The following is a 15170-nucleotide window of genomic DNA, read 5'->3' on the forward strand; positions in this document are numbered from 1 at the left end:
CACGCTGGATGACGCACGATCAGCCTCATCGGCATGGGAAGAGTTGTCCCTAGAAAGAGAGAGAAGCGCTTCGCAAGATTCTTGAAGGAGATCTTTTTTCCATGCGATGAGCTTTGAACTAAAGTACGCCAGATGACTGTCGGTCATGAATTCTCCCTCTTCCGAAAAGAGATTATCATTGTTTTCTCTATCATCAATCAACGGTTTTCTCCCAAAGAGCGGTCGCCATTTTCGGATCCATATACATATGTTTAGGACCCTTTCCAAGGATAATATACTGTTTTAAATAATAATTCATTATAAACAATCATTTTTTTGGAACATGACAGCGTAATTTTATCATCAAAAGCCTTTTTTTTTGAAAAGGGCTATAATTTAATATTTTTTGGTAAGTGCCAACGATAAATGAATGTGTATCCAGAGATGATTGTGTTACATGTGTATTCCTCCATTATTGAACTAGTATTCTCATTTATTAAACACTGATAATAGATCGACAAAAAACCAAGTGTTTTTTTATATCCTTTCTATATTTTTGTTGAATATACCCTGAATATAGAGCAAGAATTTTGTACCAAAACGTCAATATCAGATAGAGACAGGATTCCATTGGTATCTATTTTATGGTTTGTATTTCAAAATTCAATAGGAAACGGTTTTTATATCTAACGAGAACGGATTACATGATTATAAGGTATGCATTGTCCAGTCTGTTGAGAGAGGATGGCTTTTAAAAATATTGAATATAGAATCAGTTGTTTGATTTTAAGATTCGGTTTTCTTTGTTTGCTCATAGCGGGGGTAGAGGGAAAATGGAATCACAATATTTCTTATAGGAAATAAGATGACGATTGGAGGAGAGAAGGATCTCTGTAACATCTTCCCAAGAGACTCTTCCTTGTGTCATAGGTCAGATTATATATTGATGGCAAAGAAATTCACGCACAAATAATTTTTATCTGCGAAGTTAAAAATGCAGATATTATCTCTGGAATATGCTTGAAGAGAGTACTATTAATGCGCGTAATAAGAATATTTGAGTTTTGGCACTTTCTTTTGAGAAAGAATTGCTTTTACTTGCACACCATAAGATTTTAAACCATCAGTTTTCAACTTATCAGTATGATGTAGATCAGCTGTATATTGAGCGATGAATTCTAATCTTCCTTTATCTAAGGTTTTGGCTGTGTATACAGTTTTAGCGTTTGATGAACCATATGAGCCAAAATTTTTAATTTTTCTGGCTAATATCATTTGAGGTCCTGTTAGAATAGACTGATTCCCGTAAGCAGAAAACAGTCGAATATTATCCTCTATTCCAGAAAATGCTGTTTTAACATCCTCAAGTATTTTTAGCGAAGGTCCCTTGGCAATGGTATTTCCATTTATTACGAATTTGGTGCGGGATAGATCACGTAAAAACTGATAATTTACGTCTAAGAGACCTTTTCGCAAATTCATAAAGTTCTTATGAAGGTCCTGAGCCTCTTTAGCTAGAATTTTCTTCTCAATTTTATCAAAGCTATGCCATTTTGAATGGTTTAAAAGATTGGATATACTTTTTCCAAAAGGCTTGGATCTGTGAAATATATTTCTTGTTTTATCCTTGAAAAGGGTGTTTATTGCACCTTTTTCTAAGATTTTAGAAGATTTCAAAGAAGCATTTTTGCCTATATTTTTTGTTGCTACAAGGAGTGTTTCTGCAGCGCTAATAGCTTTGGTAGAAGAGGTTTTTGCAGCTTTTACCAAGCCTTTTTCGGGCAATTTTATTGCTCTCTTTGTGAGACTTTTACTTCCCTTGTATAATAATTCTAATCCGGGATCTACCGCTCGCAAAGATGCTGTAGCAAGTTCCTTGGAAGTTGTAGATATAGAGTCCTTAGCCAGTTGTTGAGAGGCTTCTTTTGCCATGATTTTGGCTGTTGTATTAATGGATTCAGTAGTTACGACACAAGCTTCTATACCTTTTATAGCAGTTTCCCCGCCTCTAATCAGAGCGCCCGTAGCCTTGCAACCTGCACCTATAACTGGGATAAGAGAGAGAGCGTCGGTGACTGCACTGAAGATGCCCCATCCTATGTTTCCTTTTTGAAACTCATGAATAGTTCCATAAATAGGTATCATGCTTATACCGACTTCTTTCGCAACTTCTAAATAAGGAGATTCATGCTTAATCAATTGTTTTTTGGCATCAATTGTCTGACCAGCTTCCGTTATTGTAGATGTGGCAAGATTCCTTTTTGAAATTTTATGCGCAGAGTTTTTGGCAGTATTTTCTATGTAATAAAGATGATTTCCATTGTTGGTTATTTCTGGAATAGACATTGCAATAATTCCTTTATGATTTTTGGAGCATGATCAGAAGGTGGCTGCCATTAACGCACGTAATAAGAATATTCTAGTTTTGGCGCTTCCTTTTGAGAAAGAATTGTTTTTACTTGCAGTCCATAAGATTTCAAGCCATCAGTTTTAAACTCATCAATATGACGTAGATCAGCTGTATGTTGAGCGATGAATTCTAATCTTCCTTTATCTAAGGTTTTGACTGTGTATACAGTTTTAGCGTTTGATGAACCATATGAGCTAAAATTTTTAATTTTGTTGATTAAGGCAATTTGAGGAGCCGCTAAAACTGACTGGTTCCCGTAAGCAGAAAACAGTCTAATGTCATCCTCGTTGCCAGAAAATGCTTTTGCAACATCCTTCATCCTTAGGTCTATATCTCCCTCCCTGGACATGATATGTCCATTTATTGTGTAATTGGCGCGCTTGAAATCAACTCGAAACTGCGGATCTATTTTGAGGAGGTCTTCTTGCATCTTCACCTTCTGGAAGTTCGTATGAAGGAATTCGGACTCCTTAGCTAGATTTTGCTTCTCAAGCTTGTCAAAACTACGCCATTTGGAACCTTTGAAAGGATTGGATATGTTTCTTATTTTCTCGATCAAAGAGCTTCCTGTTTTTTTCTTGAAAACGGTGTTTATTGCATCTGTTGCTAAGATTTTAGAAGATTTCAGAGAAGCGTTTTTTTCTACAATTTTTGCTGTTGGCAAGATTATTTCTGCGGTTCTAATGATTTTGGAAGAAGAGGTTATTATACCTTTTTCAGATAATTTTATTGCTCTCTTTGTGAGATTTGTACTTGCCTTGTATAATAACTCTAGTCCGGGATCTATTGCTCGCAAAGATGTTTTAGCAAGATCCTTGGAAGCTATAGATATAGAGTCCTTAGCTATTTGTTGAGAGGCTTCTTTTGCCATGATTTTTGCTGTTGCATTAATGGATTCAGTAGTTACGACACAAGCTTCTATACCTTTTATAGCAGTTTCCCCGCCTCTAATCAGAGCGCCCGTAGCCTTGCAACCTGCACCTATAACTGGGATAAGAGAGAGGGCATCAGTAACTGCACTGAAGATACCCCATCCTATGTTTCCTTTTTGAAATTCATGAATAGTTCCATAAATAGGTATCATGCTTATCCCGATTTCTTTTGCGGCTTCTAAATAGGGAGATTCATGCTTAATCAATTGTTTGTTGGCATTAATTGTCTGACCAGCTTCCGTTATTGTAGATGTGGCAAGATTCCTTTTTGAAATTTTATGCGCAGAGTTTTTTGCGGTATTTTCTATGGAAGAAAGATGATTTTCATTATTGATTATTGTTGAAATAGGCATTGTAATAATTCCTTTTTAATATTTATCTTCTTTCGTATAGAGATCTGAGATCTATACAGAGGATTTTACTTGAAAATATTTTTTGGAAGCTAATATGATATTTTTCAAATTTTCTTCATGTTGTTTAGCTTTAAGGGCTATGTTTTTTTCAGACATATTCGTTGCTTGTTGCTTTGAGAGATTCAATAGTATTTTATGTTGAATGTCTTCTCCATGAAGGGGGATATCAAAAAATTTTGAGGAAGAAAATATTTCTGAATATTTTTTAGAATCCTTAGTCAGTTGTTGAGAAGCGTCTTTTGCCATGATTTTTGCTGTTGCATTAATGGATTCAGTAGTTACGACACAAGCTTCTATACCTTTTATAGCAGTTTCCCCGCCTCTAATCAGAGCGCCCGTAGCCTTGCAACCTGCACCTATAACTGGGATAAGAGAGAGGGCATCAGTAACTGCACTGAAGATACCCCATCCTATGTTTCCTTTTTGAAATTCATGAATAGTTCCATAAATAGGTATCATGCTTATCCCGATTTCTTTTGCGGCTTCTAAATAGGGAGATTCATGCTTAATCAATTGTTTGTTGGCATCAATTGTTCGACCAGCTTCCGTTATTGTAGATGTGGCAAGATTCCTTTTTAAAATTTTATGCGCAGAGTTTTTTGCGGTATTTTCTATGGAAGAAAGATGATTTTCATCATTGGTTATTGCTGAAATAGACATGAGAATAATTCCATTGCTAAATAACTAAATATATTTTTTATAATTTAAATAATAATTACATATTACGTTACATATAGTTTTAAATATTTAAAATTTTATCTATAAATATAGTTTATTAAAATTTTAAATTGAATTTAATATTTGGTAACCATTATATAATATTTCTTTCAGTTTGATTAACTATTTTATATTTGATGTTTTATCTAAGTATATACGATTCATATAATTTTTAGACTATATAAAATATTATTTTGGTTTTGTTTTGAAAGTATTATTCAGTATTTTAAATATGATATATGAAGATGAGTCTTTCATAATCCCATATTGGGTTTCAAGCTTTAGTTGATGGCGTGATTTTTTTGTACGAGACTAAGTCCAGATCGGATCTTTTTATATAAAGGGATGCTTATATAAGGTGTCGTAACATGGTATTGGCATGCGTTGGAAGGAGATCAATCCTCTTGGTCTTTTGGATATCCCAGCTCACGCAATGCTTTTGCGTCACGAGCAGACACGTCTGGATATTCTGGATCTGAACCAACATCTTGGGTAAAACGCCATGAACGAGCGCATTTCTTTCCTATAGATGGTTTAGATTGAACGCTAACCTGAGGGATATCAACAATGCGGAATGAATCCTGGGGTCCTTCCTCATTCACAACTGTGATGTCTGAAGTTATACAGATTTCTGCGAAATTTTGTCCTTCAAGGGAATCAAGAAGAGACGAATCGGTGATGTAAACGACAGGAGATGTTTCTAGAGATGAGCCGATCCTTTTCTCCCTTCTCTCAACTTCTAAGGCGCCCATAACGACTTTTCGTATCTTTCGGATCTTTTCCCATTTTTCGGAAAGTTTAATATCTTTCCAATTTGTTGGGATGGTAGGAAATTGTTCAAGATGCACCGATAGTGCCTCTGGTTCCAAGCAAAGCCATGCTTCTTCTGTGGTAAATGGTAGCATAGGTGCGAGCCAAGTTATAAGACATCTGCATAATATGCGTATAACTGCAATGCTGGAAAGGCGCGTTAGACTAGAGGGAGGATCACAATACAGTACATCTTTGCGGATATCGCAATAAAAAGATGACAATTCAATATTAGAAAAATCCATCAGGGTGCGAATGATTTTTTTGAACTCAAAGGTATCATAACCATGGCGTATTAATTGATCAAGTTGGGTTGTTCGATGGAGCATCAGACGTTCAAGTTCTGGCATATCAGAAGGAGAAACGACTTTCCCTTCGTCATGTGCTAACATTCCTATCATCCAACGAATTGTATTGCGCAATTTGCGATATGCATCAACATTGGTTTGGAGGATGGTTTTTCCAATGCGTTGATCCTCGCTATAGTCGGAAGTCATCACCCAGAAACGTAGGATATCAGATCCTAGTTCAGAAATAATTTCATTAGGGGAAATGACATTGCCTTTTGATTTGGACATTTTTTGCCCTTTTTCATCTACGGCAAATCCATGGGTGATAATGGATTTAAAGGGAGCAGATCCACGAGTTGAGCAGCTTTCTAGCAGGGAATGTTGGAACCAGCCACGATGTTGATCTGATCCCTCTAAATATACATCTGCTGGCCATGTTAAATCTTGACGATTTTCTAATACGAAAGCGTGGGTGGATCCAGAATCAAACCATACATCTAGGATATCCTTTGATTGGATCCATCCTTCTGAGGCTCTTTCTCCAAGAAAAAAGTCTCGCATATTATCAGCAAACCATGAATCTGTCCCTTTATTTTTAAAAGTTTCCAGAATACGGGAATTGACAGCTTCATCCAAAAGAATTTCTCCTTGTTCATTAAAGAACAAGCAAATTGGAACTCCCCAGGCTCTTTGACGAGACAAGACCCAATCGGGACGTGTTTCGATCATGGATCTCAAACGATTTTGTCCTCTTTTGGGGAAAAATTTTGTTTTATTGACAGCTACAAGAGCACGAGAACGAAGAGTTGTGCCATCTCCCAAATTTTTGTCCATATACATGAACCACTGAGGTGTGGTTCTAAATATTATGGGCTTCTTTGATCGCCAAGAATGAGGGTATGAGTGTTTTAAAGTTCCTCGGAAAAGAAGAGACTCAGTGTGCATTAAGGCAGCAATGACCTTCTCATTAGCGTCTCCTTTTTCCCCAGAATCATTCAGGACTCGAGCACCTGAAAATCCTGGAGCATCGCTTGTATAAAATCCTCTATCATCAACAGGAGATGGAATTTTTGTATCAATGGAGTGAGATTGAAGGATATGTTTTGCTGTATTCCAAGCATTAAAGTCTTCAAGTCCATGGCTAGGTGCCATATGTACAAAGCCTGTTCCGCAATCATTAGCAACGTAATCGGCATCAATTAACGGTACTGCAAAAGTATACCCGAGTTTTTCGAAAGGATGAGAACAAATTGTTTTAGCGAGGTCTTGGCTTTTTACATCGCAAATGAATTCGATTGTTAACTTAGTCTTTTCCATAGTCTCCTGTGCGAGTGCTTTAGAAAGAACTAGTCGTTTCTCTTTGCAAGATGCGGGATCGCTTTGAGGATAAGCGATTTTATAGAGTCCATAGTCATAGCGTGATGAAAAAGCAATGGCTCTATTCCCAGGAATCGTCCATGGTGTTGTGGTCCAAATAACAATTTGTGCTCCGATCAAATAATCGGGAGCTGATTTTGCGAGGAATCCTATCCAGAGAGCATCGCTTTCAACGTCATGATATTCAATTTCTGCTTCTGCAAGAGTAGTACGTTCTGCAACGGACCACATAACAGGTTTTGTCCCGCGGTATATTTGGTGATTTTTTGCAATTTTGAGAAGCTCGGCTGCGATTTGAGCTTCTGATTTTTTGTCCATCGTAGTATAAGGATTTTTAAAATCTCCTTCTATCCCTAATCTCTTGAATTCTTCTGATTGGATTTTAATCCACTTGGAGGCAAAGTCTCGGCATTCTTGGCGAAATTCATTAAGTGGAACGTCGTTCTTGTTTTTCCCACGTTCAAGGTATTTCTCTTCTATCTTCCATTCTATTGGGAGCCCGTGACAATCCCAACCTGGTACATAACAGGCATTGAATCCTCGCATTTGAAATGAGCGAACCACGACGTCCTTTAAAATTTTATTTAAAGCATGACCTATATGGGTATACCCGTTGGCATAGGGAGGACCGTCATGTAATACAAAATTTTTACGATCAGCTGCAGTTTCGCGTATTTTTTGAAAGAGACGAATCTCCTCCCAGCGTGCAAGTAATGCCGGTTCTTTTTTTTGCAATCCTGCACGCATAGGAAAAGTGGTTTTTGGCAAGTACAGCGTTTCGGAGTAATTAGGTTTTTGAGAGGTTCTCATTGCTAGTTCATTTCAATCAAAGATCTGTAAATCGATCATAACACAACTATAGTAAGAGTATAAGGAAAAATATACTCCTTGTAAATATCCAAGATGGCTTTGCTATGTTATTAAAGAATATATTCCACAAGACCAATACAGTGCGAGAGAAAGGATTTTGCGGATTGAAGTCCGCAATACCAAGCGAAATTTAGATTAACAGCTACATGATCATTTTTGAGCATAGCTTCTTAAATGATCATGTAAGAAGAATCCATGCAATTAAACAATACTCCCTCACTAAGCTATTACTGGCTTGCCCATAATATTCTTGCTACCCATGCTATATCGGACATGTCTATGGTGTCTACGGGATAGCAACAGTTTAATGACATAAGATCAAGAGAGCGCTCTCTCCGGCTGATGAGAACTTTGGCAGTTATATCGCCTTCTCGAGGTTTTATCAATACGCGATCACCACAATTCACTTGCATAGCCGCATTCAAGATCAGGATATCCCCTTTTCGATAAAGGGGTAGCATACTGGTATCTTGGATTTGGATTGCATATATCCCGCTGTGGGGTGAGCGGATTTCGGGAACGCCTACGGTGTTCCATCTTTTTCCAATAGGGAATCCTCCTCGGTCAAAAAACCCACCTGCGCCACTTTGCGGAAAATCCAATAGGGGGATGTCTCTCTCTTTTTGTTCTGTATTTCCTATATCAGATAGTGGATATTCAAGAAATTGATAGATCGTTTCGCCTGTGGCTTCTAGTATCTTAGAAATCGACTCAGTTGAAGGCCAGCGATTGCGCCCCTCAGTTGCCGATCTCTTGGATTTATTGAAAGAAGTTGGATCTAGTCCTGCCTTGCGTGCAAGGCCCGAAGGAGTCAGGCTATGGCGTTTCGCCATTCGATCTATAGCTTCCCATATCTTTTCATGTGAAAATGAGGTCATGCTTCAATAGGGCCTTGTCTTTTGATTGCATTGCTGCAGACGTAAAATTTATTTTCTAAACTAGTTTTTTTCACGGAATAAAAGCCATTTTTATAACTCCTTTTCCATGATAGGAAACATATTAAGCTGAGGAATAACATTTTTTTTCTTATGTTTAGGCAATCGCACCCAATAGTAATTAATAGTTAATAAAAAAATAAAATAAAAAACTGAAAATGAGTATATCTTTAGTTTGGCGAGGAGTAAAGCTTAAAGGCAAGAAATATGCAAACATCTTTATGCGACAATCCCTATATGAAGTGATTCACAAGATATCCAGATACGACTTTCTTCTTCTTTTTTCTCAAAGGGATCGCTAATTCTTTTCAAAAGATACGGGTTTAAATACACGAATCTCAATTGAATAGTTCTGGTAATGTCATCCGATTTTTATTGCATATCTTCCAAAAGTTATTGTGATAATTTCTTTTTTGAAAGGCTTTCTAATATTGTGATCTAATAGAGGTTTGTTTTACAATCAGTGTATTTGATTTTACATAATATTTTCAGAACTAATTTTTGTATATCAAGCGTCGGTGATAGAGATATTCTATTTGTCACACGGCAATAAAACATTGAGATATGCCGCTAAAATTTTTGTTACTATATATAGCAAAATATTGTTTTAAATGGATATTGGGAAAACCCTCAAGGAGATTCTTGTCGCGATCTGCAGGCATATTTCTTCATCTCTTCCCATTGTATAAAATACGTTGTGCAATAAGCTCGTCGAAGAATCTTCTTCTAAAGAAGACAATCATATGTTTTGCTTCTTGCAATGGTTTTTCAAGGAAAAACGTATAAAGAGTGAAAATTATGCTGTCACATCTTGGATAAAATTATATGTTCAGCATAGCGAACTCTTCATCTCAGTGAGAGTGAATGATCATGGACCTGAAGATAAAAATCTAAATAGTTTAAAGACAATCATAAAAAAGATAGCCAATCTTGGTAAATGAGTGAATTGTTGCAAAAAGCATGGTGAAAGAAATGGAAATCTTCATCGTAGAAGGAGATTCAGCTAGCAGATCAGACAAGTAATCTAGAAATCGTAGAAATCAAGAGATTCTTCCTTTGCGAGGAAAGATTATGAGGTACAGAAATTCTTTGTTGATTGATCTCGTAAAAACTAGGACGACAAATGAATTTTCCTATATTCCATTTCAGTACAAGGTCTAGAACAGCGTGTGATTTAAATATGAGCATACATATTATTGGGATTAGGCACGACTGACCTTTAGACAAAGTGAGTATCTTCCTTGTTTTCATCAATATATAGAGAAAACATTTCCAAAATACCTTCATTGAGTCCGTTCACATCAGAGAGGATAGGCAATCACTTCAACTTTCTCAAATTATACGAGAGCAATAGATAGAAGTGATTTTTTCCAGGAAATAGCGCATTGATTTTGAGAATATTTTTCCAGAGAAAGGTTTTTTTGAGAGTAAGATGGAGGTTCTCAGTATACAGTGCGTTGACATGTATTCGCCAATTCTGCGATAATCTCATGGAGAGATAAGGTTCAATTGGGATCGGGAATCAGAAATATTGGTTTTTTTTAGGTTTTATCGTGTGGTTCGTTGGTTTTTGATGTATTCTTTCCTTGGAGCTATGATTTTTCCCCCGAGCGTGTCTTTCGCTGATTTTAAAGTTTGTAATCATACTAAGAATTTAGTGAGTATTGCTATAGGGTATCCATCTTCGAAAGGTGGATGGGTGACTGAAGGGTGGTGGCACGTTCTCCCTGACAGCAGCAGCAAGGATTGTGCTTTTCCATTAAAGGGAAGATTGGAGTCTCGATATTACTATTTATATGCTGAAGATATGGCGCGTAGGGAACATTGGAGGGGTGATATCCAGATGTGTATAGGTCAGCATGAATTTAAAATTCTTGGGATTGAAGATTGTTATGCCCGTGGTTATTCAAAAGTTGGATTTATTGAATATGATACAGGAATCGAGGAGGATTGGACTGTTGATCTAACCGAGTCATCTGCGTCGTAAGAGGGATGGAACAGATGCAAAGTCTTCGTAACATTAAAATTATTGCTACATTAGGTCCGGTTTCTTTTTCGGAGGATGTTATTCGGGATCTGCATGAAAAAGGTGCGGATTTATTCCGTATTAATATGAGTCATACCAGTCACGATGTGATGCGTGATCTTATCAGAAAGATTCGTACGGTAGAATTGAAGTATCGACGTCCGATTGGTATTTTAATAGATCTCCAAGGTCCTAAATTTCGTGTTGGTAAATTCGTAGCTTCTAGAGCTGTTTTGGAGCCAGGGCAGGTATTTGTCTTGGACAGTAATTCTGCCCTTGGAAATGCTAATCGTGTTTTCTTGCCTCATCCTGAGGTTTTTAAATCTATCAGAGAGGGAGATCGTATTCTGATTGATGATGGTAAATTAACGCTATGTGTACAGGAAAAAGGTGAGGATTTTATCAAGTGTAAAGTGGTATCTGGTGAATCGATTTCTGATTGTAAGGGGATATCATTTCCAGATACATTTTTGACGTCACAAGTATTGACAGAAAAAGATCGCGCAGATCTTAACGCGGCATTGGAGACTGCCGAGGTTGATTGGATAGCCTTGTCTTTTATTCAAAGTCCAGATGATTTATTAGAGATTCGTAAAATTATTCCTCAAGATCGAGGGGTCGGTTTGATGGCAAAGATAGAAAAATCTCAGGCTATTGAATGTATAGAGGAAATAATTCAATTGTCGGATGCTGTTATGGTGGCGCGTGGTGATCTTGGGGTGGAAATGCCGCTTGATTCCGTTCCGGGGATTCAGAAACGGTTAATTCGTATCGCGCGTCAATTAGGGAGACCGGTTGTTATCGCGACACAGATGCTCGAATCGATGATTTCATCACCTGTCCCAACACGTGCAGAGGTCTCTGATGTAGCAAATGCTGTGTTTGAAGAGGCTGATGCTATTATGCTTTCAGCGGAGACAGCCTCAGGTTCTTATCCTGTCGAAGCAGTGAAGATTATGGCATTAGTCGCGTCCTCTGCTGAGCGTGATCCAAGTTGGTCGGAAATGCGGTCGCTTCGCAAGATTAAGCCTAATGCAACCGGTGCGGATGTTATATCGTCAGCTGCGCGCCAGATAGCAGAAACGTTGTGTTTATCTGCTATTGTTTGCTATACCTCATCTGGAGCCACTGGATTGCGAGCTGCGCGAGAGCGCTCGCAGATAGTAATCTTGGCCTTATCTCCTATTCTTCAGACGGCACGTAGATTATCTCTTGTGTGGGGTTTGCGTTGTGTGGTTACGGAAGACGCTTGTGATTTTGACGACATGATTAATCGTGCTTGTCGTATTGTTGTAGAGGAGGGATTGGGAAATCCTGGAGATCGCATAATAGTTTCTGCAGGATTGCCAGCAGGAACTCCTGGTTCAACTAATATGTTACGAATCGCTTACATAGGATCAGATGGACTCAGTGGTGTCTAAAGTTTTTTATCAATTCTAGGGGGAATATGTCATCTTGGGTTCAGAACGGCACTCTACTCTATCTCATTGACAAAGAGATAGATAAGGTGGCACGAAAAAACTGGTCTTGTGAGAGGGAATATTCTATTTTATTATTCGTTTATGGCGGTTAAGAGTAATTGTCCACTCTTGAAAGAATATGATTATATACTTTTCCGATGCTACGCGCTTCTTTTTCAATGGGGAAGTGTTTTATTGCGCGTGCTCTTCCTTTGAGTCCTATGTTTAAAGTTTCTTTTCCTGCATTCATGAAGTGCAAGACGGATTTTTCAAGCGCCTGAAGATTTCCACGCGGGAAGATTACGCCGCCTTTTTCGTTTTTTTCTCCTAATAATTCTGAAAATACTCCAACATTAGCCGCTATCACTGGCACACCGCTTGCCATTGCTTCTAACGGCGTCAGTCCAAAGCCTTCATGTAATTGAGGAGCTACAAAAAGATCTAAGGCACGATACCATATCTCTATAGAAGATTGTTCATTTATGAATAATACGCGTTCTTGTAAGCCATTTTTATAAATACGCTCTTGGAGGTTTTTTTTAAATGTTGAGTATGCTTGAGTTGTTTTGCCTATAATTAAAGCTATCCATTCTGGATGGGCAGGAAGGATGTTTATCATGCAGTCAACGAATAGCTCCGTTCCTTTGGATTGACGGATTCGCCCAAAGCAACCAATGAGTTTAGCATTTCCAGGCATTTTTATATCACGCCGTGCCTGCGTTTTATCTTCCGGGGGATAAAAAAGTTTTGTATCGATTCCATGCATGATGATGGTTGCTGATCTTTTAATAAAATAGGCTGACTTTTTACTAGTAGCGATTACTGTATCCATACGTGAAATAAGATATTTGCTCCATTTTGTATGATTGCGTTGTGAAGATGAAGTAAAAATCAGTTTTAGGGGCATACGCAGTACGTCGCGCATTATCACTCCCATAAGCATTTCATTGTTGCGACGTGCATGCCAAATACGGACACTTCCTCCAGCTGGTTTTCGCCAGCAAGATAGCAATGCTAATATTCCAATGTGTTTTATGTTTTTAGGAAACCAATAGCCAAAGGCAACAATGCGTTGTCCAAGTTCACGTTGTTTTGGTATAAGATTTAAAAGACTTGAAGTAACACCTGAATGTCGTATTTTAAGATTGGGAGCAATGATATCCACGTTCCTCATATCAATAGATTGATACGATCGACGTGAATCAGATCCACAATACCTCAAGAACTTCATAGGACCTTTGACCTCCAGGAGCGTTTACTGCGATGGTATCTCCTGCTTCTTTTCCGATAAGGGCTCTTGCAATTGGAGATGATATTGAAATAAGTCCAGATTGAACATCCGCCTCTTGATTTCCAACAATCTGATAAACCTTTTCTTCTTCCGTATTTTCCTCTATTAGTTTAATCGTAGCTCCAAATGCAATTTTTGGTCCGGACATTTTTGAAAGATCAATAACTTCAGCGCGGGCTATGATATCTTCAAGCGTTCCTAATTTTCCTTCATTTTGGCTTTGTAATTCTTTTGCGGCAGTATATTCAGCATTTTCGGAAAGATCTCCGTACGAGCGTGCCTCTGATATAGCCTTGATGATTCTAGGACGCTCCTCTTGTTGTCTCCAACGCATTTCTGTTTGAAGCTTTGCCAATCCATTGGATGTCATGGGAATTTTTTCTACCATTAATGTGTATCCTTGCAACAAAAATGCCGCTTAAAAGAGGCATATGGAATTTATAATATTAGTTTATTAATAACATTTTCTTATTTTTCTTACATAAGATAAATCCTATGTCGCTTATAAAATATTATGCATGATTCGTCGTCCATATCAAAATAAGATATTACAACATTCCTTTAATAATCAACAAAATAGCTTTGTAGACTATAAACCTCAAGGCTTCCTGCTTTTAGTGCTTGAATGGCTTGAGCTGCCGCCTCTGCTCCTGATATAGTAGTATAGTATGGTATTTTTCTAAGCAAGGTAGTTCTTCGCAGAGACTTAGAATCTTCAATTGCCTTGTTTCCTTCGGTGGTATTAATGACTAAGTGAACTTGTCTATTGCTAATAGCATCTTCAATATGAGGTCTTCCTTCTAGTACTTTATTGATCTTTTTTGTTTCTAGCCCATGGGTAGATAGAAAACGAGCAGTTCCTCCTGTAGCTAGAATTTTAAAACCTAGATCTTTAAGGAGGCGAATTGTGGGGACTATACGTTTTTTATCTGCATCTCGAACAGATACAAAAACGGAGCCTCCGCGTGGTAAATCAACTCCTGTACCTAATTGTGATTTCGCAAAGGCTATAGGAAAATCACGATCAATACCAATGACTTCTCCAGTCGAGCGCATTTCAGGACCGAGAAGGATATCGATACCCAGGAAGCGAGAGAAAGGGAATACTGACTCTTTAACTGCAAAATGCTTTATTTTTCGTAAATCCGGTTTTCCTCCGTATGCTTTTGTAGCATCATCAAGACTTTCGCCCGCTATAATACGGGAAGCAACTTTTGCAATCGGAAAGCCAATGGCTTTTGCAACAAAAGGTATAGTGCGGGAAGCCCGGGGATTAGCCTCAAGAACATAGACCTTGCCATCTTTGATAGCGTATTGCACATTGATTAGTCCTCCAACATTTAAGGCTTGAGCCAAGGCTGTAGTTTGATGGATGAGTTCATCTATAAGTTCTTTTGAGAGTGATCGCGGTGGCAAGGAACAAGCAGAATCTCCAGAATGAATTCCTGCTTCTTCAATATGTTCCATGATACCTACTATTATAACCTGATTATCTTGGCATAAAGCATCTACGTCTATTTCCATAGCATCAGTTAAGTAACTGTCGAATAGCAGTGGATTTCTTCCTAGAAGAGTATTAATTTGCCCCGTCTTATCGTTAGGATACCGTCGTTTGATCTCTTCTGAGACAAGTTCTGGTAAGACTTCTAACAGATAATCC

General features: G+C 37.9%; 10 protein-coding genes and 1 pseudogene. 2 read left to right on the plus strand and 9 right to left on the minus strand.

The window, feature by feature from the left end:
* The 6 genes and pseudogenes from H0G72_RS01350 to H0G72_RS01375 all read right to left on the minus strand — a co-directional run.
* Positions 1 to 198 (minus strand): annotated as a pseudogene (locus tag H0G72_RS01350) (RNA polymerase-binding protein DksA); the annotation flags it as partial.
* Positions 199 to 1014: 816 nt separating this feature from the next.
* Positions 1015 to 2325 carry a hypothetical protein gene (locus tag H0G72_RS01355; protein ID WP_182016853.1) on the minus strand — a complete coding sequence of 437 codons (1311 nt, stop codon included), beginning with the start codon at positions 2323 to 2325 and terminating at the stop codon, positions 1015 to 1017.
* Between the two features lie 50 nt (positions 2326 to 2375).
* Positions 2376 to 3674 (minus strand): hypothetical protein, encoded by a 1299-nt coding sequence (locus tag H0G72_RS01360; protein WP_182016855.1) that lies wholly within the window; start codon positions 3672 to 3674, stop codon positions 2376 to 2378.
* A 51-nt stretch (positions 3675 to 3725) separates the two neighbouring features.
* Positions 3726 to 4394, minus strand: a complete 669-nt coding sequence (locus H0G72_RS01365) for a hypothetical protein (protein ID WP_182016857.1) — start codon at positions 4392 to 4394, stop codon at positions 3726 to 3728.
* A 452-nt stretch (positions 4395 to 4846) separates the two neighbouring features.
* A complete protein-coding gene (gene ileS, locus H0G72_RS01370; RefSeq protein ID WP_182016859.1) occupies positions 4847 to 7738 on the minus strand; it encodes an isoleucine--tRNA ligase in 2892 nt (963 codons plus the stop codon).
* 287 nt (positions 7739 to 8025) lie between these two features.
* Entirely contained in the window at positions 8026 to 8676 is a 651-nt protein-coding gene (locus tag H0G72_RS01375) for a S24 family peptidase (protein WP_182016861.1), read from the minus strand.
* Between the two features lie 1630 nt (positions 8677 to 10306).
* On the opposite strand from H0G72_RS01375, the gene H0G72_RS01380 reads away from it, so the two are divergent.
* Both H0G72_RS01380 and pyk read left to right on the plus strand, forming a co-directional pair.
* A complete protein-coding gene (locus H0G72_RS01380) occupies positions 10307 to 10720 on the plus strand; it encodes a DUF1036 domain-containing protein (protein ID WP_182016881.1) in 414 nt (137 codons plus the stop codon).
* A 14-nt stretch (positions 10721 to 10734) separates the two neighbouring features.
* The gene (gene pyk / locus H0G72_RS01385; RefSeq protein WP_182016863.1) at positions 10735 to 12180 is read left to right on the plus strand and encodes a pyruvate kinase; all 1446 of its coding nucleotides are present in this window, start codon (positions 10735 to 10737) and stop codon (positions 12178 to 12180) included.
* A 148-nt stretch (positions 12181 to 12328) separates the two neighbouring features.
* Here pyk and H0G72_RS01390 read toward each other — a convergent pair whose 3' ends face one another.
* From H0G72_RS01390 to H0G72_RS01400, 3 genes are all read right to left on the minus strand, one after another.
* Positions 12329 to 13450, minus strand: coding sequence for a glycosyltransferase family 4 protein (locus H0G72_RS01390; RefSeq protein ID WP_182016865.1), 1122 nt, complete (start codon positions 13448 to 13450; stop codon positions 12329 to 12331).
* Positions 13422 to 13898: a transcription elongation factor GreA gene (gene greA, locus H0G72_RS01395; RefSeq protein ID WP_182016867.1), complete on the minus strand. Its 477-nt coding sequence runs from the start codon at positions 13896 to 13898 to the stop codon at positions 13422 to 13424. Before greA ends, H0G72_RS01390 begins: the two co-directional genes overlap by 29 nt.
* 173 nt (positions 13899 to 14071) lie before the next feature.
* A partial coding sequence (locus H0G72_RS01400) for an ATP-binding protein (protein WP_476384474.1) occupies positions 14072 to 15170 on the minus strand: 1099 nt, incomplete at its 5' end.

Origin of the sequence: Candidatus Liberibacter sp. (assembly GCF_014048425.1) — a bacterium.
Taxonomy (GTDB): domain Bacteria; phylum Pseudomonadota; class Alphaproteobacteria; order Rhizobiales; family Rhizobiaceae; genus Liberibacter.